This is a genomic window from Desulfuromonas acetoxidans DSM 684 (genome assembly GCF_000167355.1).
GTDB classification, from domain to species: Bacteria; Desulfobacterota; Desulfuromonadia; order Desulfuromonadales; family Desulfuromonadaceae; genus Desulfuromonas; species Desulfuromonas acetoxidans.
Window position 1 is genome coordinate 73,479 of sequence record NZ_AAEW02000004.1, and the last position, 22,661, is coordinate 96,139.

Below are 22,661 nucleotides of genomic sequence, written 5' to 3' on the forward strand. Positions count from 1 at the left end.
CCCAACTCAAAGACTAGCTCTAAAGAGTGCATCTAAAGACATCATTTCATCATAGCCCCTTCTCCTTTCTTTTGATTGCAAAATTACGCTTCTGGCTTCTTTATCTCTTGGTGAGGGATAAAAGTTTTGATATGTTCCAGCTTTATTTAAATAATTAACTTCTTCTCCTGTCAGCAAAAACAAGGATCTTGCTGCGTAATATCTATTTTTAGATTGTTTTTTATTCAATATTTTTTCCAGAAAAGGGATAACCTTATCGTCTCCAATTAGCCCGATACTTGTTATTATGCTAATATTTTTATACCTAAGCTTTTCCTTCTCCTGATTTTTAATATATATATTCATAAGCAAGGGTATTGCTCTATCATCACCAACGACACCAAGAACCCTTATAAAAACATCCTCTACAAACCCATATTTATCGTCGAGTACTAATTTATTTACCTCATTAAAAACCTTATTACGATTATCTTCCAAATATATCCTAGAAATTAAATATCCACCAAAAGAAGAATTACTTCCTAAAATCTCTGAAGAGACGCACAAAAACTTAATACTATTAATTGCAAAACAATAAAGAATAAAAAATGCTACAAATATTATTATGAAATATAATATTTTCTTCTTCATATTTTTTTATTTTCCAAAACCTATATTTTTATTCTCTGACCAAATATTCATAATAATTTTCTCTTGAAATATATTTCCTTCTGTTTCAAAAAGAAATTCCTTTGTTACTTTCCCAGTGCAATCATCTGTACATTCTTCATAATACCTGATCATTTTTCCCATATCTGCATACTCTTTATAGATAATTTTATATGTACCATGCCCCTCTGGCCAGTCTGGGAACAAATCAATTGAAGGCTTACTTGATAAATAGGCCTGTTTGAGAGCAAAGGCCAGTCGGGTTACGACAGCGCGTGTCATCCCATCTGTTTCAGAATCAACTCTAAAATTTGTGAAATATGCCCCCCCCTAGATCCCAAACGATTTTGCATTCTAGCCCAAAGGGGTCAATATAATTAACTGGCCGATTTTTAACATATCTGTAGCAATTAACATCTCCCCCATCCAACCCAATCGGATCCAAGGTAATATACCGCCCAGACCGTGGCTCATAGTAGCGATGCCAATTGTAATGCAGACTGGATTCCGCGTCAAAGTACTGCCCGTCACGATTCCGGGGACAGTATATGCTGTCCCCGAAATCTCCATTTTATTTTTTTCTTAGTCGTAATTAACCGTCTTTGAAATTGACCCATCATTGTTATAAAAAGTCCAAATTCCGACTTTTTTCCCATTGAAGAACTGTCCGTCAATTCTTTTGATATCACCTTCCCAAACTGAATATTTTCCATGATTTTTCTTACATGCCTTTACCCAACCACGTTCTCCCCATGGTGAGTATTCAACATGCGCATTGTCAGGACACTCTATTTTTTCAGAATGCATCTTATGAGACTGCTTTTTTCTTATTGTTGTCTCAGAATCACAGGACGTTAAAAAGAGCAGAATCATGCAACTTATTATTTTTTTATTCGAGAACATTCTTCTTATTTCGTTTTCTTTTTAGAGCACTTGTTGATTACTTCATTAGCAAAGGTTTGGCAATTATTGGTTGGCCCCCAAAAACCAAGACTGCGACCAATTTCTAATTCATTATTTACACATTCTTCATCGGCATGGGGATAGTACTCACAACTTGAATTATCAGCATCATATTGGCCCGTATGGTCAACCACTTGAACAGGCACTCCAGGCAAGTCTGAATTTCCATTTTGCCCAGGGATTTCGCCTGCGGCAGCCCCCATCCCAGCTTCTTTTGTGTCAGTCATTATCCACTCATGATTCACCATATTGAAAGGGAACGGTAAATTCGCTGGGCGTCCGCAAACATAAACCTCTAAGCCAGATGGATCAATCCCGTTGAATGGGCCATTTCCCACATAAGCATACATATTAACATCCCCTCCATCCAACCCAATCGGATCCAAGGTAATATACCGCCCAGACCGTGGTTCATAGTAGCGATGCCAATTGTAATGCAGACCGGATTCCGCGTCAAAGTACTGGCCGGGGAAGCGCAGGTTGCACACGACATCGGTGCCGTCGCCGTCGACATCGCTGTTGATTGTGGCTTGACCGAAGGGGCATACTGTGCGGACCAGACGGCCGTGCCTGTGGCGTCGGTGAGCAGCACCGGAGCGCCAATCTGGTCGGTGTGGACCTGGTACCGGGTGGCGATGGTGCTGCTGCCGCCTTCACTCTGTTTCCACACTTTATAGATATCAGCAATTTGAGAATTGCCTTCGTCATCATCCTCATAAAAGATCAGTCCGCCGCTACGGCGGGGCAGTTCATAGTCGGGATAGAGCCCTCCTTGAAATTCAACACCCCCGCCACGCCAACTGAAAACAATCGCGGTAGGATAAACCTGCCAATCTTCATCACTGATGGCGTAGGTGCCGGCGTAGTCACCGTCCTGGATAACGATGCTATGGGCGGCGGTGTCAATGGTCATGCCGGGGCCTACGGCGTCAGTAAACGATTCCGTGGTGGTGCAGGTGTAAAAGGTCGGCTCGGACTGCTCGATGTCAATCAAAGCGGCCGGGGTATCGCCATACCAGACCACAGCGCGTTGCAGAGTGCCATCACTGTCGGTTTCAGCGAGCAGGCGGCCCTGGAGGTCGTAGTGGTAGTGGGTGATGACACCGTCATTATCTTTGACCACGCGAAGGCTGTTGCCGTCGTAGAGATAGTCGCTGACCGTACCGCTGTTGCTGAGGGTTTTCAGACGACCACTCTGGTTGTAGGTCAACTGCAGATCATCGAATAGCGGCGTGGACAGTTGTAAACTGTTGCCCTGGATGTCGTAAAGGCGGCTTTCGGCATTGACCCCGCTGACGGCGAGCAGCTGATTGCTGTCCGTGGCCAGGGTGGACGTGTCGATCTCGCCATCTTCATTGAATGTCAGGCGGTTGCCGACCGGGTCGTAGCTGTAGGTGCGCAGGATGCTAGTTTTGCTTTTTAATTCTAGAGACCTATTTTTCTGCCAAGCCTTATGTTCATCTCCAAATTGCAACTTGCATAATTAAGCCAATAGTAAGAAAGCAGAATAAAATGAATATTGAATTTTTTAAACTTTTATATTTTACAATCTCACCAGTTGAAAGGTATTGAAAATTTAAAAAAGGTAAATATGAATAAAACAACATAGATAATTTTATTATTAAAAAAATCGTACTTCTATTAAAGAACAACCAAATAACAGATATAGGAAATAACATCTCGATATATTTGTTAAGATCGATACTTAATAATACGAACTTAAAAATAACTAAAATAGTTACAGCTGGAGCAATTGAAAATAATATAAATCTCACAAAATAATTATCAAACAAAAAATAACCAATAGGATCACTTCTAATTTTTTTATAAACACAACTTAGATCTTCTGTGCATATATTTGTGGAGCTTTTGCTATGAAAAGAGTCGATTTCTTTAAAATTCACGTCATTCATATTAGTGGGTTCCCCAAACTGCTCCCGGGGCAGCAGAGCTTGTTTCCGAGCATGGGCAGCCATTATCATCAACATCAGACACAAGGAAACATATTAACCTCGCACTCACCCCAACGGGTACACCAAAAATAGTTGGAACCCCATAGGATACCCCGACATTAAGAGACATGTTAGGCTTGGACCACCCTTTTTCACCATATATGCTAAACGGTTCCGTTGAGATTGATCCATACTTCCCCAAACCTCCAGTAATAGTCACTGGGCTAGTGTTTGCAGAAGACACTATAGGTGCCCCTCCCCCAATGCCAACAAGGTCAGTGGTCAAAGACCAGCAAAAATAAGTACACCCCCTATCATCTTCCACCCTGCTGAAGTCATTCAAAGCAATTGCAAACCCAACTGAATTTGCAGCGCATTCTTTAAATTTATCTTGCTCCCAATAATTTCTTGGCCCGCCACTAATCAGCCCCCAAGGATCTCTATAGTTGCTCGGGTTATTTTCAACATAAGCATAAAGATTAATCCCGCCATCCAAGCCAATCGGATCCAAGGTAATATACCGCCCAGACCGTGGCTCATAGTAGCGATGCCAATTGTAATGCAGACCGGATTCCGCGTCAAAGTACTGGCCGGGGAAGCGCAGGTTGCACACGACCTCAGTGCCGTCGCCGTCGACATCGCTGTTGATTGTGGCCTGACCGAAGGGGGCATACTGTGCGGACCAGACGGCCGTGCCTGTGGCGTCGGTGAGCAAAATCGGGGCGCCAATCTGGTCGGTGTGGACCTGGTACGGGGTGGCGATGGTGCTGCCGCCGCTTTCACTTTCTTTCCACAGCTTATATAAATCGGCGATCTCGAAGTTACCTTCGTCGTTCTTTTGATAAATGACCAAGCCGCCGCTGCGTGTGGGCAGTTCATAGTAGGGAGAGAACGAGCCTTGTAATTGGAACGTCTCGCCACTCCAGCTAAACACAACACCTGACGGGTAGACCAGCCAGTTTTCATCACTGATGGCGTAGGTGCCGGCATAGTCGCCATCCTGGATGATGACGCTGTGGGCAGCAGTATCGATAGCCATACCGGGCCCCGTGTCGCCGGTGAGGGATTCCGTGGTGGTGCAGGTGAAGAAGGTCGGCTCGGACTGCTCGATGTCAATGAGAGCTGCCGAGGTATCGCCATACCAGACCACGGCACGACGTAAGGTACCGTCACTGTCGGTTTCAGTGAGCAAACGGCCCTACGCTTTACCTATTTTCAACTTTAAGAGAGAACATACACAACCAAGAAATGCCAAGCCAACTAATAACTGTAAAATATTTTCTAAATTAAAGATTATCTCTGTTGGCTTAACATCTAATACAAAGAATATGATTATCCAACTAACAATTTTCAATATAAATAGCAAGAAAAACAAAAAACAATTCCAGATCAATGCGATCCTGCGAAAAGCAAACGGATTAACAAATAATCCAACTATCAATATTAAAGTAAACAATATAATTGAAATAATTATATATATTTTTATTCCATATTGACTTGCCAAGTATATATTTTCGCGAACAAGAAAGTTTACTCCCGCATAACAAACAAATAAATATAGAAAAATATTAATTATTATGGATGTTTTAAATTTTCCCCTCATTTGCCGACAGCCTCACCTACTTCGCCTCCCACTTTCCTTGCTGCTTTGCTCAAAAGACCACTCTTAGTATTAAAGCCAAGAAACTTTAAAAATTTTAGGCAGTTATCCGCACATTTTTCTAAGTTTCGTGCATGATCAGGATTCTCAAGATCGTTACAAGGGAATTTCTTAGAGCACTTATCGATGCAATCCACAGTGATATACACAACAACTGAAGTAAGTGCAGTTGTAATTATGGCAGCTGCCCCTGCGATGCCAATTTCACCGGTTGGATCCACCACATTAACTGGATTCCTATTTGCATAAGCATAAAGATTAATCCCACCAGCCAAACCAATCGGATCCAAAGTAATATAGCGTCCCGACCGTGGCTCATAGTAGCGATGCCAATTGTAATGCAGACCGGATTCCGCGTCAAAGTACTGGCCGGGGAAGCGCAGGTTGCACACGACTTCGGTGCCGTCGCCGTCGACATCGTTGTTGATTGTGGCCTGACCGAACGGGGCATACTGTGCGGACCAGACGGCCGTGCCTGTGGCGTCGGTGAGCAAAATCGGGGCGCCAATCTGGTCGGTGTGGACCTGGTACGGGGTGGCGATGGTGCTGCCGCCGCTTTCACTTTCTTTCCACAGCTTGTACACATCGATGACTTGAGAATTACCTTCGTCATCCTCCTGATAAACGAACAGGGCTCCGCTACGAGTGGGTAGTTCATAGTCGGGCGCAAATCCTCCCTCCAAACGGAAACTCTCACCACTCCAGATGAACACAATTCCTGAAGAATAGACCTGCCAGTTCTCATCGCTGATGGCGTAGGTGCCGGCGTAGTCGCCATCTTCGATAACAACCGTGTGAGTAACAGTGTCGAGGGTCATACCGGGACCAGCGGCGCCGGTGAGGGATTCCGTGGTGGTGCAGGTGTAAAAGGTCGGCCCAGACTGCTCGATGTCAATCAAAGCTGCCGGGGTATCGCCATACCAGACCACGGCACGACGTAAGGTGCCGTCACTGTCGGTTTCAGCGAGCAAACGGCCCTGGAGATCGTAATGGTAGTGGGTGACGACACCGTCACTGTCTTTGACCACGCGCAGATTGTTGCCGTCGTAGAGATAGTCGCTGACCGTACCGCTGTTGCTGAGGGTTTTCAGACGACCACTCTGGTTGTAGGTCAACTGCAGATCGTCAAACTGCGGCGTGGACAGTTGCAGGCTGTTGCCCTGGATGTCGTAGAGACGGCTTTCGGCGTTGACGCCGCTGACGGCGAGCAGCTGATTGCTGTCCGTGGCCAGGGTGGACGTGTCGATCTCGCCATCTTCATTGAGGGTGAGGCGGTTGCCGACCGGGTCGTAGCTGTAGGTGCGTAGGATGCTGTTTTTGTCGGCGGAGATCAATTGGCCAACAACATCGTATTGATAGATGTCCTGACCGGTGGTCGGTACGGTACGTGTCAGGGCGGTGAGCTGACCGGTGCCGTCACGGCTGTATTCTTCCGCCAGATGCGAAGACAGGGTCAGATTTTGCAGCAAACCGCCGCCATCGTAGCCGGCGCTGGTGAGCAAACCGTTGCCATGCTGCCATTGGACGGGGCGGCCATTGGTGTCGTAGCCGATCTGCGTCAGGATATCCAGGGTTTGGTCGCCCAGCTCAGCCTGTATGCTCAAGGGACGATGGTTGCCGTCATAGCTGGTTGTCACAGCGAACCCGCCGGGATAACTGAGAGTGACCAGATTGCCGGTAGCATCGTAGCTGTAGCCGGTGGCGTAAGCGGTGTTTTGTAACGTGTAGGTGTGACTGACGAGTCGCCCCAAGCTGTCGTAAGCGTAGCTGTGGCTGCCACCGGCATCTTGCATGCTGGTCAGTTGGCCACCACCCCAGGTACCGGCATCGTAGCCGTAAAGAACATCCTGACTGCTGTCGGCGGGAAAGTGAAGCTGGGTCAAACGACCGAGGCTGTCGTAACTGTATTCGGTGACGATGGCACGGGCGTCGGTACGTGTCGCCAGTTGCCCCAGGCTGTTATAGGTGTAGCTGGTGATGACGCCGTGTTGGTTGGTTTGGATAAGGCGCCCGGCACTGTCGTAACTGTAGGTCAGGCTGTTGCCGCGGCCGTCAATCACCTCGGCCAGGCTGAGACCGTCGTCCTGATACACCAGGTCGGTAACCGTGCCGAGCGGATCGGTGATGCGGGTGAGCTGGTCCATGAAGTTGCTGGTGTAATCAGTGCTGTTGCTGTTGCCGTCGGTACTGACGGTTCTCTGGCCGAGGTTGTTGTATTGATAGTGGGTACTCCGCCCAGCACCGTCGATAAGACTGAGCAGGCGACCGGCGTGGTCATAGGTCAAACTGGTCGTGGTTCCGTCGGGGTGAAGGACGCTGGTGAGGTGGCCCAAAACATTGTAGCCGTAACTGGTGGTGTCACCGCCGGGCATGGTTTTGCCAGCCAGGCGGCCGGCATTGTCATAGGTGTAACTGGTAACGTATCCGCCGGCATCGGTTTCGGTAAGCAGGCGACCGCCATTGTCAAAACTGTAGGTGGTGACGCTGCCGTCGGGGGCGATAACTTGGGCGGGAAAACCGTTCGCATCGTAGGTATAGCCGGTCACACCGCCGTTGACATCCTGGCGACTGACGAGTTGACCGAGGCTGTTGTAGGTGTTGATAATCTGCAGACCATTGGCCAGGGTGACGGTTATGGGATTGCCGTTGGCATCGTAGGCGATCTGGGTGGTGTTCCCCATGGCATCGGTGACGGCAGTCACATCGCCGTTGCTGTTGTAGGTGTAGCTGGTGGTAATCCCGGCGGCATCGGTTTCGGTGACCAGATCGCCTTGGGTGCTGTAGGTGGAAGTGCGGGAGCGCAACTCCTGATCGCTGGTGGAAGTCAGTTGGTTGCGGCTGTTGTACGTGTACAGGGTTTCTCCGCCCTGGGCGTCAATGGTGTAGATCGGCGTACGTTGATCAGCGTCATAGCCGTGGATGGTCTGGCTGCCGTCGCGGTCGGTGATGACGCTCTCATTGGTGGAGTCATCGTAGCTGATGGTGCGGGTGCCGTCCGGGGTAGTGCCTTGCACGACGCGACCGCTGCTGTCGTAAGCATAACTTTTTTCGTTCCCGGCGGGATCGCTGATTTGCGTCAGGCGGCCATCACTGTAGGTATAACTCCAGGTGCGACCATCGCTGGTGGTCATTGAAGCCACGTGCTCGCCACTGTAGGTCAGGCTGACGCTACGGCCGTCCGGAGCGGTGATGGTGGAAACGTGGCCATCGCCATCATGACTGAATACGGTGGTACGGCCGAAGCGATCAGTAATGCTTTGCAACTGGTCGTCGATATAACTGTACTGGGCGACAAGACCATTACGGTCACGGCGTTCAAGAATCTTCCCATCGTCATTAAAGGTCAATTGCGTGCCATTACGATAGGTAACGCTGTGATCTTCGTCCGACCAGGTGGCATACGAGCCGTTGACCGAGGCAAGATCGCTGCCGCTTGACGTGTCGGAAAAATACAGGTAGCCGCCATCGGCCTGACGAACGCGAATATAAGGAGCATCGGCAATGGAGCAACTGCCGACCATCAAATCCGTTCCGGTTTCAGTCCACTTAACCGGATAAACGACACCATTGTCGTTATTCTTATCACTGCTCAAGATGGCAGTCCAACTCGAAACACTTTGAGTACAGGTATAGGCTATGCCGGGAGCAGGAGCCCAGGTGGGTTCGTAATGGACATCCTGATTCAGCTGCCAGCCATTCCCCAAACTATTCCAGCTGAAGTAAAGCCCTCCGGGCAATCCGGTTTCTGCTTCAGAAAACAGGGATTGTGTCAAAGAGAGATTGCCGCTGGCGACATTGACTTGGGAGCCGAAAGACCTATTGCCGACTTCACATGCACCAATTACCGGCTCTGGTTCTTTTTCAACTTCCGGGGCGTCTCCACTGTCTGCGCAATCAGGATTGCCATTGCCATCCGCATCGGGAAACGCATTTGGCATGAAAATTTGATCGAAACCTTCGGTGTTGATGGTTCCAGAAGGGACACTTGTCATAGAAACACCGTCAATGGTGCCACGGAAATAGCGATGGACCATGACGATGTGGCCGTTGTCCTTGTTCCACATCACACGATAGTTATTAGAGGCGGCATAGGAGGCAATGGCTGCCGGGGTGTTTAATGAGTCTCCGTAATGAGCATAAAGGGTTACCTCGCCACCACTACATGTCAACATCGTGTCGACAAAGTGGGTGACTTCATTGTCTCCATATGGCGGACAGGTATCAGGAACGTATTCTACGCCAATAGTTGAAATCCCGCCGCCTGTCGAGCAGTCAACGGCAAGCACCTGAGCTGAAAAGATTAAGACCAGAAGAACCGTACAGAGAAAATAACGCAGAACGGGCATATCCGCCTCCTTGATGAAAACATTTTTAAGTCAAAATGTCCTCGAAGGCTAGCAGCTCGTTTTTGCCGCTGTCAATAGAATTTATTCATGTGCAAAAACATACACTATGTTAGACTTTGAGATTTTTAACTTTTTGCAAAATTTATCTCGTTGCTATATCACTGTTTTAACTGACATTTTCAGCATTCCAATATTTATCTATATTAATTTTATATTTACAGTTAGCTTCTTTTTATGTAATGTCTATTTTTTGCGGAAAGCATCGCGCTGCACTCAAAGTATTTTTTTAATTTTAATTTCATGCCTACTGGGGAACCTGCTTGAGAAAGGAAAAGCCATGAAAACCTTTTTTGCCACCTGCATTATGTTACTCGGCTTAACGGCAACGACAGCCGGGGCCATGTCATTCACTCTCTATGGCGACGCTGTCAGTAACATCGACTCCTATCCGGCAACCTCCGTCTCACTTACATCAGAGTTGAATGGTTTGGTGACGGACCTTAATGTCCAGATAGAACTGGGGGATGCAGATTCTGGAGAAACATTTTGGAAAAACATAAATCTTTGGATTGAACACAATGGTGTCAGTGCTTCTCTTATGTCACAAGGCGGCAGCAATTTTTTCGATGGCTTCTTTGATGTTATTTTTGACGATGCTGCACATTCTCTAATCTCCTATGACTTCACATCCATGAATGCTGAAGGATCCTTTCAGGCACCGGACTCCCTCTCGATTTTCAATGGATTGGACCTCGCGGGAGAATGGACACTTGTGTTTTTGGATACTTATTTACCTGGAGATGGAACAGATTTACTGTCCTGGTCGTTGACGGGGACAATGGCTGAATCCACAACTCAACCGGTGCCTGAGCCAGCTACCATGATCCTGATCGGCATTGGATTTTTAGGGTTGGTTACCTTTAAAAAAGCTAAAAATACTGGCAGTTGTTAGCTTTACGTATAAAACTTCTTTTAGAAACGAGATTAAAAATGCGAAAAATCGTGCTTTTACCCTTTGCAGTAATCATCTTTTCTTTACCATCCATGGCATTTGGCCTGGCGATGAATTTACAAAATTGGACCGCCTCTCCAGGAGGTAACTGGAACGTGAGCAACGATGGCTACAGCGTTCTGCAGACCATCAATGGACAACCTACTTATTTTGTCAGTGACACTGATTATTTTAATCGCTTGATCGAAGGGACATTGACTGTAAAGACAACAAGCGATGATGATTTTATTGGTTTTGTTTTTGGCCTGAACAGCTCAGATGACTACCTGCTTTTTGACTGGAAGCAAAACAATCAAACAGCAGGTCCAGGGACTGGATTGGAGGGCTTCACCCTGTCTCGAATCACAGGTTCTGATATTAATCTGTGGGAGCATACAGGGAACGACCTCGAGATCCTTGCCAGTTCATACTCTTCTTCCCTGGGATGGCGAGACCTGCAAAATTACGAATTCTCTCTCGACTATTCCGCTGCACGTACCATCATATCAATTGACGACGAAACCATTTTTGATATTGCAGGGGATTTTAATACCGGGCTATTCGGCTTTTATAATTATTCTCAGGCATATGTGAATTATTCAGGGTTTGTTGAAGAGCAAAGTGCTGTTGTTCCTGAACCTTCCACATTTGCCTTTATGTGCCTTGGAGTGATTGGGGTTGTCGCGCTAAGAAAAAAGCAACAGCGTTTCACAGCCTAGATTTCAAGACCTTTCTCTCTTCCAGACAAACCAACTCTAGAGGGGGACCGTTCTCAACGTAAATAACGAGAACGCCCCCCTAATCTCACAGCCCCCCCTAACGGTAGCGCAGCCGCGTGCCATGATTGAGAGACATAAGGATTTCATCCGGTGACAGTTCGTCTGGAAAGTAGGTGCCGGAAATCTTGGCGGAGCGCAGGCTCGCCCCCTCCAGATTGCAAGTACGCAGATCGAGGCCACGCAGATCGGTCTGGCGAAAGTAGCCGTCGGACAGATCAAAGCCCGTCAACTCGGCACCGCGCAGGTCAAGACCACGGAAATCCAACCCTTTTAACACGCTGAAATCGTCATGAGCTTCACGCTGCGTGTTAAAATCTTCAATCTCTTCACTATGCAACAACATGTACAGTGGATGTGCGCTGTTTTTCGGTTGGCTGTCGTTTTCCATCATCAAATCTCCTTGTTTCATCTGAAATAATACCGTCGCAGGATAGCGCACTTTGAACAGAATGTGGCGCATTATAATCAACAAACCGACACACTCTGCGCATCCTGAAATATCTGGCATACTGGTGGAGAAGCTCACAGCAAAAGGATTGGACGCTGTGGGCACCCTCTGTGAGATGAGTGATCTATGCTGTTTCCCGCGCTACAACCACTGACAATTCTCGGCCTGATTCTCGTCACCGGATATTTTTCCGGCAAGGCTGCCAACCGTCTGCGTTTGCCACGTATCAGCGGTTACATTGTTGCGGGTTTGCTTTTTTCCCCTTCGGTGAGCGGTATTATCCCGTATCAACAAATCAGTCACCTGTTTCTGTTCACCTCGGAACTGGCTCTGGCGTTTATCGCCTACTCCATCGGCGGTAGCCTGCGCATCTCACGAATCCGCGATCTGGGCAATGAGATTATCTGGATCAACCTGTCGGAAGGGACCGGGGCGTTTGTCTGCACCTGTGCCGCAGTTTATCTCTGCCGGCCTTTGCTTTCGCCGTTACTGCACGAAAGCGATGCGATCTTTCTGTCGGTGATTCTCATCCTCGGCGGTATATCCGTGGCCACAGCTCCGGCCGCAACCATGGCCGTCATGCATGAGCTGCGTGCCCGAGGCCCGTTAACCACCACTCTGCTGGGGGTCGTCGCTCTGGATGATGCCTTGAGCATTGTTCTGTTCTCCGCATCGATTACCATTGCCGGACAACTGCTGCTGAGCAACGCGGACAACCACCTGATCATACAGGGTGTGCTGACCATTGTCGGCTCGTTGCTGATGGGCGGGCTCGGCGGGTTGGTATTCGGCCATTTTTTTCAACCATCGAAGCGGCCGGAAAGCAATTTGATGCTCACGCTGGGTGCTATTTTCCTGATCAGCGGCATCTCCACCCACCTCGGTTTTTCACCGCTGTTGGCCAATATGACCATGGGCTTTGTTATCATCAATCGAGTGAAGCATGCCGACGACTTGTTTCATCAGATGGACATCATGGAGGAGACCATTTTCTGCCTGTTCTTCACTCTGGCTGCGGCCCATTTTGACCTGAAAGTATTTACAACCTCGGCCGTGCTGGGAATCATCATCCTGCTGGGACGGTTTGTCGGTAAACTCGGTGGCACCCTGGTTGGCGGCAAAATCGCCCACGCCTCACCGCAGATTTATCGCAACCTCGGTCTGGCACTGTTGCCGCAGGCGGGTTTGTCTCTGGGGCTGGTATTTCTGGCGGAACCGATTTTGCCGACGGAAATTTTCGACATGCTACTCAGCGCCATTTTGGTGTCGATCATCCTCAACGAAATGATTTCGCCGCCACTGGTGAAATGGGCGATCGGCAATGCCGGTGAAACGAATGTGGAGGAAACGGATGAAGATTAGCGAGATCATGCAACGCATCGAAGATCGAGATATTCCCTGCGTCCAGGAACACTGTGCCATCAGCGAGGTGGTTGAGGTGGCGGTACGCTTCCCCCATTCACGGCTGGTCTATGTGGTCGATAAGCAGTGTAAGCTGCTCGGTGCGATTACCATCGGTGCGCTGCTGCGCTTTCTCTACCCGTATCACTACGACGACAAGATCCATTCGCGCGACATCCTGCGGCGGCTTAGCGTCAAAAAAGCCGCCGACCTGATGAGTCACGGCAACGTCAAGGCGTCACCTGAGGAGAGCGTGGACACCATTCTCAAACGGATGGCCAAGACCGGGGTCAAAGAACTGGCCGTGGTCGATGACGAAGGACACATCCTCGCCGATATCACCGTGGTTGATCTGCTCGCTCACAGTAAGCCAGCTTAAAACACCACCTGACATTGGAGTCCGGCAGGCAGTTTCATCTTGGGGTTGGCCATCTCCAGACGCACACCAAAGGTGCCGCTGGCGGCATCAAGCACCTGGTCGACAATCATCACTGTGGCGGGGTAAGTACCGCCAACCGGTTGCTCCAGAGTCACCTGCGCTTTGGCACCTTCGCGAATCTGTCCGTAATAGGCAATCGGCACAACAAGCTCGATATTGAGCGGGTTGATCTGGGCCACCACCAGAAACGGTTCTTCACCGACATACTCGCCCGGTGCGCCCATCCGTTCCACGACGACTCCATCGATGGTACTGGTGATGGTGCGCAGCGCCAATTGTTCACGCGCTTCTTCCAGTTCAAGTTTGGCCAGTTGAATTTCTGTTTCCAACTCATCTTTTTCATGGATGGAGATGAGCTGTTTTTTGTACAGCTCACTGTTGCGTTGCGCCTTGCGCTGGCCAAACTCGACGCGTGCCTCCGCGACCTTAACAGCAGCTTCCTCCACGCCGCATTTGAGGCGTGCCACCACCTGCCCCTGGCAGATTCGGCTGCCGCGTTCAACGGTCACCTCCTGGAGAATTCCGGCAATCTGACTGCTAAACTCCACGGTTTCATGCGGTTCCACCAACCCCTCCAGGGGCGGTAACGCTTCAGCCGGCACCGGAGCCACACTGAGCAGCAACAGGGCCAGACATATTAGGTGTTTCTTCATGGTTTCCTCTCTTATTCCAGACGTCCGGAAAACGACAAAAGGCTGCCCTGAGCCTGGTCACGACGGAACAGCTCTTTACGAATCCGGGCATGATAATGTTCGACATGGGCTTGCGCCAGTTGGATGGACCACCGCGACAACCGTGGTCCGAGCAACGGCAGCACTATCGCCAATCGGCGCACCAGATGGGCGGCAAATCCGGCCCGATTTCCTTCGAGCAGGAGGTCTTCAAAACTTAAGAACGCCTGACAACTGCCGGGATCACCCTGGCGACCGCAGCGACCCGCCAGCTGGCGGTCAATGCGCGCAGCATCATGGCGCTCCGTGGCAATAACATGGAGCCCACCAAGCTTTTTAACTCCCGGTCCGAGCTTGATATCGGTGCCGCGTCCGGCCATGTTGGTGGCAATGGTGATGGCACCGGCCTGCCCGGCACGGCTGACAATATCAGCTTCCGTAGCATCCTGCTTGGCGTTGAGCACCTGATGAGGCAGACCGAATCTCGCCACCTGTTTCGCCAGATACTCAGACACGGCCACGGATCGCGTGCCCACCAACACCGGACGCCCCAACTGATGCTGGTCGCGGATCTGTTCCACCACCGCCTGCCACTTATCCTGTTCATGGGCAAAGACCCGATCAGGCCATAGCTGACGGATCACCGGCCGGTTGGTGGGTACCCTTTGGGTCTGCAGCCGGTAAACAGCCCACAACTCGGCGGTAACCTCCTTGGCTGTGCCGGTCATCCCGGATAGGTGCAGGTAGCGGCGAAAGAACTTCTGAAAGCTGATCTTGGCCAGAGTCTCGCGGCGCTGGCTGAGTTCACAGCCCTCCTTAAGTTCAATCATTTGATGGAGCCCCTGTTCCCAAGAGCGATCCGCCATCACCCGTCCGGTGAATTCATCGATGATCTGCACTTTGTCATCGCGCAACAGATACTGCTCGTCACGATGAAAAAAGTGCAATGCCGTCAAGGCTTGATACAGTGTAGACTCACGGCGAACCAGGCCATTCCACAACGGGCCAAGTGATTTGGTCTGCTCTTCAATGGTCTGCTTACCCTGATCGGTAAGCAATACCTGGCGTCGCGCCTCATCAAGGACAAAGTCCTTGCCCTGTTCCAGCGTGCGAGCCAGATCCAGAGCCTGTTCGAGAAACTCGCGCTCTTCATTCCCCCCTTCACCGCCGGAGATAATCAGCGGCGTGCGCGCTTCATCGATGAGAATACTGTCCGCCTCATCAACCAGGGCAAAATGCAGGCCGCGCATAAGTACCCGCTCACTGCGCGGTGCCGAACCATGCAGATATTCAGCCTGCAACAGCAGAGGGTCAAGGCGCTCGGCCAACGTCAAACGGTCACGCAGGTAGTCGAACACCAGCTCCTTGTTGGTGGCATAGGTGATGTCGCAATCATAGGCCTGTCGCCGCTCAGCGGGATTCTGACCATGCACGACCCGGCCAACACGCAACCCCAGCGCCTGATAAAGGGGCTCCATCAGGTCGGCGTCGCGACCGGTGAGGTAATCGTTGACACTGATCACATGTGCCGGGATACCGGCCAGAGCCACGGTGGCGGCCGGCAAGGTGGCGGTGAGGGTCTTGCCCTCGCCGGTTTCCATCTCGGCAACCATCCCCTGCAACATCACCAGACCACCGGTGAGCTGACTGGGATAATGACGCATCCCCAAAACCCGCTGCGACAACTCACGAATCAGGGCAAAGCTGGTGACAACCGTCTGCTCGGTGAGGCCATCCTCGTACAACGCCAGCCGCAACGGTTCAAGGCCACTGCATAGCTCGGCATCACTCAAGGGTTTGAGTTTTTCCCCTTGCTCATCAATCGCCCGCAGCATCCGCTGCACGGATGGTCCAGAGCGTTGCAGACGACGCAATTGTCCAACCAGACGATGTGCCAAACCTTCCAGACGCGACTCAACACGGTCCTGACGTTCCGGGCGCAAATCGTGACTTGCCGGTTGCACGTGGTGAGGAAAACGTAACGCCATGGGCCACCTAAACGGCAAACCGGCTGAGCAACACACGGCGCACGGCACGATAAGCGCGTCGAATCAGCGGTTCGGGTTGATGAACAAAGCGGACAAACACCCGCTCATCAATATTGCGGGTGGCACCTTTGGGCAAGGCCAACTCAAATTGAAACAACCGCTCGACAGCCATGGCTCTGTCCTTTTCGCGCGGATCAAGAGCAAACAATCCACCCCCTTCGAGACTCAGAGCCAAACTCGGCAGTTCACGACTGGCCGCCGGCACTTCACGCAACACCCTGGCTTCGACAACATCGCCGACATTCTGAGCAAGGCGACATTCGACACGCTGCGTATCAGCCCTCACCCGGTCGATATCCGCCTGGGCAACCAGAACCCGCACCTGCATCTGAGACTCGTCGACAAGGTAGCCAAGCGCGGCCCCTCGCCGGGCAAAGTGGCCGATAAGATTTTCCGGCTGCGGCACAACAAACACGCCGGCTTTGCGACTGTAGATGGTCAGAGCCTGCCGCCGCTCTTCCGCACGGTGCAGTTCGGCAGTCACCTGGGCCATGGCTTCTTTGAGTAGAGCCGCCTCGGTGCGATCTCCCAACAAACTGACATTGTAGCGGGCCTGGTATTCCTTCTGCCGCGCTTTGAGCAGACGCACATGGGCATCAAGCTGCGGATCTTCACAACGCAGCAGCGGTGTTCCTGCGGCAACATACTGACCGCTGGGGATCATAAATTCGCCGACAAAACCGTCCACAGCCGCATGGACCTGAGCGTCGTCCGGTGCCCAGGTCACCCCCTGACACACCGTGGAAAACGGCATCGGCACGAGACTGATAAAAGCAATGAGGGCCAGTGTCGGCACCACCACTGCGCCAACAATTCTCATCCGTTTTCGGCGCATTTCTCCATCCTTGATCAGATAACGCAACACTTTACCCACCGGCAATACCACCAGGCCAATGGCCGCCCACAGGGCCAACACCACCCCGAACATGAAAAAGTTACCGGCGACAAACAGAATAATCCGCAACGAAATAAAAATGCGGTAGACAAACGACGCCAGAGCATAGCCCGCCAGCCACCCCGCTTCGCCATCGGTGGATGCCGGCGAGGTCAAACTGCGCACACCGAGCAGATAGCGTTTGGCCAGGTACGACAGATAAGCGGTACTGCGCTGACCAAGATTGGGAATTTCCAGCGCATCGGCCAGGACATAATAGGCATCGAAACGCAGTAACGGGTTGCCATTAAACAGCACCGTGGACACGCCGGCAATCAGCATCACGTTAAACGTTGCCGCGCGCACTGCCCCCGGTTCCATCTCCAGCCACAACAAGACTGCCACAGCAGCGATGAACATCTCTACGAGAATGCCGGCAGCTCCGACCAGCATCCGCTTTTTCTTGTCGCGAAAAGCGAGAGACGATGAGGCTTCGACATAGGGGATCGGCATAAAAACTAATAGCATGATCCCCATCTCATGCACTTCGCCACCCCACTTCTTGACCATGTAGGCGTGACCGAATTCGTGAACCACCTTGAGCAACGGATAGATCAGGCTGATGAGAAACAGATTTTCCAGCCCGAACAATTTATCACTGAGATTGTTGGTCAGATCGGTCCAATGGCTGACGGCCATACCACCGCCAAACATCACCACCACCAACCACACCAGCAGGGCCGGCCAACTCAGCAACGGATTAACCAGAGGCATGGTGCGACTGAGAAACCGGTCCGGATCAAGAAGCGGAAAACGCACCGCCATGGGTGACAACAACGGTGTCAGCCAGCGATTACGCCGCCCCTGCATCAGCCGTTGTTTAAGATCAGCAAAGTCGGGCAGAGCACAGGTTTGCAACAGATCGCTGCGGTGCAGTTGCGAGACCAGTCCGATCACCTCATCCTGGGTCGGCATATGATCACCCAGTCGGCCACAGGCCGTGATCCAGATCTCGCCCAAGGTGCGGCGGCCATCCATCAGGCCGATCAACTGATACGCTTCCGGGGAAAACCGATGATGACGTCCGGTGAATTGATCCTGAATCACGTACCAGTCCTCGCCACGGTACTGATGACGATAAATCTGTACATGGCTGCGCAACCGAGGCTTGAGCGGTGCAACACGGTACCAGGACTGACTGAACAGGGACTCACTCATGATCGTACCATCCTCTGATCGACGATCAGGACGTCCACGTCCACAAGGTTAACTGCAACCATTCGACAAAGTCGCGCGCCCAGATCGCAATCAATTTACGCCGATCAATATCGATCTTGCCGACCCCCTCCATGCCGGGACGCAAGCTATCGTCAATCTGTTGCAGGTGCGCTTCGACACGAAAATAGTTGCGGCCATCTTCAGCTTTGGTGATCGGCGTAATTTTATCGACTGCAAAGGGGTAACGGTTGTCCGGCAGCGACGACAGCACCAGCGTGCCATGCTGCCCCACCGCAACATCGCCGATCCGCCGTTCATCAACTTTGAGAATAACCCGGTAGGCATCGAGCGGCGTTACCTCAAACAGCACTTCGCCCTGCTCCACCGCGCCTCCAAGACGCTGGCTGAGATCGCCACTCACCACCAGCCCGGAAAACGGTGCCGTCAATGAGGTGCGGGCAAGGCGGGCATCAAGCAGATCCATCTCAGCTTGTGATTGTTCCAGTTGCGCTCTGATGATCACCGCCTGAGAACGATCATGATTAGCCACGGCATCCTGATACTGCTGTTCCATCTGACGGTGCTGGCTGACTTTGGCCAGTTTCTGCAGATGCAAATCGCGGCTATCAAGGGAACAAAGCAACTGCCCCTGCTCAACCAGATCACCGGCGCGTCCTGGAGCCTGATCGATATAGCCGTCAAACGGCACCACGATGGCCCGACGAATCGCCCCTTCAAGCGAGGTATCTGCGGTAAGACGATAGTCACCGGTTGCCGTCGTAAAAAATATCACCACACCGAGAACAATGGTGGCAAACAACTTCCGCCCGACGTGTCCGGCACCAAACAGCGCTTCCAGTTGATAACACAGGGCTTGCCAGAGCACCACCGGCACAGGGCGGTCAAGACGATACTTTTCCTCCATTGCCGGGGCCACCAGCGACGATACCGAACGCATGAACTCCATATCACGTTGAGTAAACGGTTGATCCGCTGCCCGCTCACAGGTCAGTGCTCCGACATACTGATCGCGGCAAAACAGCGGAAACGTGGCAATGGATGCCATAGCCTGTTGCCGGGACAGCGCCTCATGCTCGCGGCAAATGAGCACTTCGCCGTCCTGGGCCGGATAGGTCACCTCACACCGTTGCAGTACCGCCTCTTCCATCACCTGTTCGATGGCTCGAGTCAGGTTCATTTTTTTGCCAACTTCAGCGCTATGCGACACCGACTCAAGCTTGATATGACCACCACGCATAAAACCGAGACTGACCCGCTCACAACCGCTGGCAGCAGCCAACTCGGTGGTGAAGGCAATAGCGGCCTCGTCAAATTGCTCTTTACCCAGGGTTTCGGCAAGCAGGTCCACTGCAGTCTTCAAACGAAACAGGGTGGCCTGATCCTCCTCCGCCTGCCGGCGACGCACCAGCAACTCCAGCCAGGCCGTGCCCCATTGCAACTGTTCCATGGCGTGCTGGAGTTGGGCCTCATCGTGAACCGTAAGTTCAACAGCAACAACAGCATGCAGCGCATCCTCAATAAACAACGGATAGGCCATGCCGTAATGACGTTCAGGCAATTCCACCAGTAAACCACACTGTTCTTCAACGACCCGTTCGATCACATCGGACAGACGCACCGGATCATTACCTTGCTGCGGCCACCCCGCCACCGGTGAAAGCTGCCCACCCGGCGCCGCCAGCACCAGCAGGGCCTGCACGCTGCCATCAATCCAGCCACTCTGCAGCCCCAGCCAGCTTTGATAATAGTCCTCTTCACTGCAGGCTGCGGTAAAGGCTTCCCACAGTTGCGGAGCGTCATCTTCCAGAGAGTGTGCGCTTACAGTTTCCATAGTGTGTCCATACACTTGGCAAAGAACCACTTCTATGCCAACGGTTTAAAGTATTCGGCGGGTTACGTTTTTCAAAGGTAATACCGCTGTCGCGATACGTTTCAGCTTCTCGCGACACGCTTTGTGACAAATCCAGGTTAACTCTTTGATTTAACCATGAATTGTTTGCCAACACAGGTATAAACGCCATTGCGACCTTTTTGTGACCACCTGGGCAGGTTTTCGCGGTAAATGCTAATAAAAACGGATTCATAGTAGCACAACAACGGCAGGCTCCGGATAAGATTCTGTGTCCCGGAAAATGTATTGAAGGAAAAAGAGGAGGAGAAAATAAAAAAGCCGGTTTACGAAAACGTAAACCGGCTTGATTTGTTTTGGTTGCGGGGGAAGGATTTGAACCTCCGACCTTCGGGTTATGAGCCCGACGAGCTACCAAACTGCTCCACCCCGCGTCATGATGTTGCGGCCTTGCTGCCAAGGCCTGCTATGTTTAACAAATCGAATCCTAACTGTCAAGGCCTCATCCCAGATTTGTGACACCCTGTCCTCCGTGGGAGGTTCCATGAGAAGATTTAAGGGGTATCAACAAAGCTGCGCAGGCGCTTGGCCCGGCTGGGATGACGCAGTTTACGCAGCGCCTTGGCTTCAATCTGGCGAATCCGCTCACGAGTAACATTGAAGTCCTGACCAACCTCTTCAAGAGTATGGTCGGATCTTTCACCGATACCGAAACGCATGCGCAACACCTTCTCCTCGCGCGGACTGAGGGTGGACAGCACTTCAGCAGTCTGGTCAGACAGGTTGCCCTTGATCACCGCTTCAAGCGGCGATACCGCGCCTTTGTCTTCGATAAAGTCGCCTAACGAGGAATCTTCCTCCTCACCGATCGGTGTTTCGAGACTGATCGGTTCCTTGGCGATCTTCAACACACGGCGTACTTTCTCCAGAGGCAGATCCATGCGCTCGGCGATCTCTTCAGGAATCGGCTCGCGGCCGAGCTCCTGAACCAACTGGCGGCTGGTGCGGATCAGCTTGTTGATGGTTTCGATCATGTGCACCGGAATGCGGATGGTGCGCGCCTGGTCGGCAATGGCCCGGGTGATGGCCTGACGAATCCACCAGGTAGCGTAGGTGGAAAACTTGTAACCCCGCTGGTATTCAAATTTATCCACCGCCTTCATCAGGCCGATGTTGCCTTCCTGAATCAGATCGAGGAATTGCAAACCGCGATTGGTGTATTTCTTAGCGATCGACACGACCAGACGCAGGTTGGCTTCAACCAATTCGGTTTTGGCCGCTTTAGCACGCCATTCGCCACGATGAACCTCTTTAAGGGAGTCGACCAGTTCTTCGGGAGAGAAACCGGTTTCCTCTTCAACCCGCTTGAACTTGCGTTGAGCGCCCTTAAGACGTTTTTCCGCCACCTGCAACTCGTCAGCACTTTTGCCCAGTTCCTCAACAACCTTGGCTGCTTCATCGTCACTTTTGTGGAAACGACGCAGATAGCGGCGAATGTCTTTGTGGGAGCAACCGAGGGCTTTTTCACAAGCCGTCACTTCACTGAGAGCTTTCTTAACCTGGGCGCTGAGTTCCTTGAGGCGTTGGGCAATTTTCGACACCGTCTGCTCTTTGAGGCGAATCTGGCGCATCAGATCACATAACTCGTCCTTCAATGTGGCAATGCGCTTTTGGGCGGCTTTTTTCTGAGCCTCATCACCTTCGTTGCTCAACTGACGTTGCTCGATCAGCTCGTCATTTTTCTGGCGGATCTCCGCAATCAGACCAAGAATACGCTCATACTGTTTCTCTTCAGCTTCAGCGCCTTCCTCTTCATCGTAGTCCTTAGTGATATCGGTGATCCCGATCAAGCCTTCGGAAAGCTGGTCGCCCAGAGTGATCACTTCCTGCAGAGCAATAGGGGTCTTGAGCACCACCTGAGTGATCAGGCCTTCCCCCTCTTCAATGCGCTTGGCAATCTCCACTTCACCTTCGCGGGTCAGTAGTGAGACCTGGCCCATTTCGCGCAAGTACATGCGCACCGGATCACTGGTACGACCGATGACGCCAGCTTCGAAGTTGTTGCCCTCTTCTTTGCTGTCGTCCTCGTCGTCATTGCTGTCGCCCTTGCTTTTTTCCTCTTTGGTCTCGTTATCGACAATTTCGATATCCAGTTCGCCGAACATGGTCATGACATCTTCGAGCTGGGTGCTTGACACCATATCTTCAGGAAGTGCGTCATTCACCTCATCGTAGGTCAGGTAGCCCTTTTCCTTCCCGGTTTCGATGAGTTGCTGAAATTCTTCCTCTTTCGTCTTTTTAGCCATAGGTGCATTTCTCCTGTCGACCACGCGTCCGTGGTCCGTATTTGTGG

The 22,661-nt window shown here is 51.4% G+C and carries 17 protein-coding genes, 1 tRNA gene and 2 pseudogenes; 4 read left to right on the forward strand and 16 right to left on the reverse strand.

The genetic code is table 11. The features are described 5' to 3' along the window. Positions 1-6 precede the first annotated feature (6 nt). From DACE_RS04050 to DACE_RS04085, 8 genes and pseudogenes are all read right to left on the reverse strand, one after another. The gene (locus tag DACE_RS04050) at positions 7-630 is read right to left on the reverse strand and encodes a HEAT repeat domain-containing protein (protein WP_005998524.1); all 624 of its coding nucleotides are present in this window, start codon (positions 628-630) and stop codon (positions 7-9) included. A gap of 6 nt (positions 631-636) precedes the next feature. Beyond that, the gene (locus tag DACE_RS04055; protein ID WP_005998525.1) at positions 637-930 is read right to left on the reverse strand and encodes a hypothetical protein; all 294 of its coding nucleotides are present in this window, start codon (positions 928-930) and stop codon (positions 637-639) included. 22 nt (positions 931-952) lie between these two features. Continuing rightward, positions 953-1,198, reverse strand: coding sequence for an RHS repeat-associated core domain-containing protein (locus DACE_RS18945; RefSeq protein WP_081449935.1), 246 nt, complete (start codon positions 1,196-1,198; stop codon positions 953-955). 32 nt (positions 1,199-1,230) lie between these two features. After that, on the reverse strand, positions 1,231-1,455 hold the full coding sequence (locus DACE_RS18055; protein WP_155808984.1) for a hypothetical protein: 225 nt from the start codon (positions 1,453-1,455) through the stop codon (positions 1,231-1,233). Between the two features lie 101 nt (positions 1,456-1,556). Further along, positions 1,557-1,838, reverse strand: coding sequence for a hypothetical protein (locus tag DACE_RS18415; RefSeq protein ID WP_040366182.1), 282 nt, complete (start codon positions 1,836-1,838; stop codon positions 1,557-1,559). Between the two features lie 129 nt (positions 1,839-1,967). Further along, positions 1,968-2,099 (reverse strand): annotated as a pseudogene (locus DACE_RS18950) (RHS repeat-associated core domain-containing protein); the annotation flags it as partial. Between the two features lie 1,426 nt (positions 2,100-3,525). Continuing rightward, positions 3,526-4,755: an RHS repeat-associated core domain-containing protein gene (locus DACE_RS18785; protein WP_005998529.1), complete on the reverse strand. Its 1,230-nt coding sequence runs from the start codon at positions 4,753-4,755 to the stop codon at positions 3,526-3,528. 407 nt (positions 4,756-5,162) lie between these two features. Further along, positions 5,163-9,569, reverse strand: coding sequence for an RHS repeat-associated core domain-containing protein (locus tag DACE_RS04085; protein ID WP_005998531.1), 4,407 nt, complete (start codon positions 9,567-9,569; stop codon positions 5,163-5,165). 337 nt (positions 9,570-9,906) lie between these two features. On the opposite strand from DACE_RS04085, the gene DACE_RS04090 reads away from it, so the two are divergent. Continuing rightward, complete coding sequence (locus DACE_RS04090; protein ID WP_040366184.1) at positions 9,907-10,521, forward strand: PEP-CTERM sorting domain-containing protein; 615 nt, start codon at positions 9,907-9,909, stop codon at positions 10,519-10,521. Between the two features lie 38 nt (positions 10,522-10,559). Then, entirely contained in the window at positions 10,560-11,279 is a 720-nt protein-coding gene (locus DACE_RS04095; protein ID WP_081449937.1) for a PEP-CTERM sorting domain-containing protein, read from the forward strand. A gap of 97 nt (positions 11,280-11,376) precedes the next feature. On the opposite strand, the gene DACE_RS04100 is transcribed toward DACE_RS04095, so the two are convergent. Next, positions 11,377-11,730 (reverse strand): pentapeptide repeat-containing protein, encoded by a 354-nt coding sequence (locus tag DACE_RS04100; RefSeq protein WP_198912542.1) that lies wholly within the window; start codon positions 11,728-11,730, stop codon positions 11,377-11,379. 183 nt (positions 11,731-11,913) lie between these two features. Between DACE_RS04100 and DACE_RS04105 the strand changes: the two genes are divergently transcribed. Beyond that, positions 11,914-13,149, forward strand: a complete 1,236-nt coding sequence (locus tag DACE_RS04105; protein WP_005998535.1) for a cation:proton antiporter — start codon at positions 11,914-11,916, stop codon at positions 13,147-13,149. Further along, on the forward strand, positions 13,139-13,567 hold the full coding sequence (locus DACE_RS04110) for a CBS domain-containing protein (protein ID WP_005998536.1): 429 nt from the start codon (positions 13,139-13,141) through the stop codon (positions 13,565-13,567). The genes DACE_RS04105 and DACE_RS04110 overlap by 11 nt, the downstream gene beginning before the upstream one ends. Here DACE_RS04110 and DACE_RS04115 read toward each other — a convergent pair. From DACE_RS04115 to DACE_RS19040, 7 genes and pseudogenes are all read right to left on the reverse strand, one after another. After that, complete coding sequence (locus DACE_RS04115) at positions 13,564-14,280, reverse strand: efflux RND transporter periplasmic adaptor subunit (protein WP_005998537.1); 717 nt, start codon at positions 14,278-14,280, stop codon at positions 13,564-13,566. The two genes, DACE_RS04110 and DACE_RS04115, sit on opposite strands and share 4 nt — an antisense overlap. 11 nt (positions 14,281-14,291) lie before the next feature. Continuing rightward, positions 14,292-16,286 (reverse strand): preprotein translocase subunit SecA, encoded by a 1,995-nt coding sequence (locus DACE_RS04120; RefSeq protein WP_005998538.1) that lies wholly within the window; start codon positions 16,284-16,286, stop codon positions 14,292-14,294. Between the two features lie 7 nt (positions 16,287-16,293). Then, positions 16,294-18,438, reverse strand: coding sequence for an efflux RND transporter periplasmic adaptor subunit (locus DACE_RS04125; RefSeq protein WP_005998539.1), 2,145 nt, complete (start codon positions 18,436-18,438; stop codon positions 16,294-16,296). Positions 18,439-18,463: 25 nt separating this feature from the next. Then, positions 18,464-20,290 (reverse strand): GAF domain-containing protein, encoded by a 1,827-nt coding sequence (locus tag DACE_RS04130; protein WP_005998540.1) that lies wholly within the window; start codon positions 20,288-20,290, stop codon positions 18,464-18,466. A 375-nt stretch (positions 20,291-20,665) separates the two neighbouring features. Further along, positions 20,666-20,742 (reverse strand) — tRNA-Met (locus DACE_RS04135). A gap of 120 nt (positions 20,743-20,862) precedes the next feature. Next, positions 20,863-22,308, reverse strand: a complete 1,446-nt coding sequence (rpoD, locus tag DACE_RS04140) for an RNA polymerase sigma factor RpoD (RefSeq protein WP_474385548.1) — start codon at positions 22,306-22,308, stop codon at positions 20,863-20,865. Then, positions 22,285-22,614: pseudogene (locus DACE_RS19040) on the reverse strand (RNA polymerase sigma factor region1.1 domain-containing protein); the annotation flags it as partial. The gene rpoD and the pseudogene DACE_RS19040, both read right to left, overlap by 24 nt. Positions 22,615-22,661: the final 47 nt, after the last annotated feature.

Excerpts from the sequence above, each read along its gene's own strand:
- DACE_RS04050 (WP_005998524.1), bottom strand. The coding sequence starts at position 630 with ATGAAGAAGAAAATATTATATTTCATAATAATATTTGTAGCATTTTTT.
- DACE_RS04055 (WP_005998525.1), bottom strand. The coding sequence starts at position 930 with ATGACACGCGCTGTCGTAACCCGACTGGCCTTTGCTCTCAAACAGGCC.
- DACE_RS18055 (WP_155808984.1), bottom strand. The coding sequence starts at position 1,455 with ATGCATTCTGAAAAAATAGAGTGTCCTGACAATGCGCATGTTGAATAC.
- DACE_RS18415 (WP_040366182.1), bottom strand. The coding sequence starts at position 1,838 with ATGACTGACACAAAAGAAGCTGGGATGGGGGCTGCCGCAGGCGAAATC.
- DACE_RS04085 (WP_005998531.1), bottom strand. The coding sequence starts at position 9,569 with ATGCCCGTTCTGCGTTATTTTCTCTGTACGGTTCTTCTGGTCTTAATC.
- DACE_RS04090 (WP_040366184.1), top strand. The coding sequence starts at position 9,907 with ATGAAAACCTTTTTTGCCACCTGCATTATGTTACTCGGCTTAACGGCA.
- DACE_RS04095 (WP_081449937.1), top strand. The coding sequence starts at position 10,560 with ATGCGAAAAATCGTGCTTTTACCCTTTGCAGTAATCATCTTTTCTTTA.
- DACE_RS04100 (WP_198912542.1), bottom strand. The coding sequence starts at position 11,730 with ATGATGGAAAACGACAGCCAACCGAAAAACAGCGCACATCCACTGTAC.
- DACE_RS04105 (WP_005998535.1), top strand. The coding sequence starts at position 11,914 with ATGCTGTTTCCCGCGCTACAACCACTGACAATTCTCGGCCTGATTCTC.
- DACE_RS04110 (WP_005998536.1), top strand. The coding sequence starts at position 13,139 with ATGAAGATTAGCGAGATCATGCAACGCATCGAAGATCGAGATATTCCC.
- DACE_RS04115 (WP_005998537.1), bottom strand. The coding sequence starts at position 14,280 with ATGAAGAAACACCTAATATGTCTGGCCCTGTTGCTGCTCAGTGTGGCT.
- DACE_RS04120 (WP_005998538.1), bottom strand. The coding sequence starts at position 16,286 with ATGGCGTTACGTTTTCCTCACCACGTGCAACCGGCAAGTCACGATTTG.
- DACE_RS04125 (WP_005998539.1), bottom strand. The coding sequence starts at position 18,438 with ATGAGTGAGTCCCTGTTCAGTCAGTCCTGGTACCGTGTTGCACCGCTC.
- DACE_RS04130 (WP_005998540.1), bottom strand. The coding sequence starts at position 20,290 with ATGGAAACTGTAAGCGCACACTCTCTGGAAGATGACGCTCCGCAACTG.
- rpoD (WP_474385548.1), bottom strand. The coding sequence starts at position 22,308 with ATGGGCCAGGTCTCACTACTGACCCGCGAAGGTGAAGTGGAGATTGCC.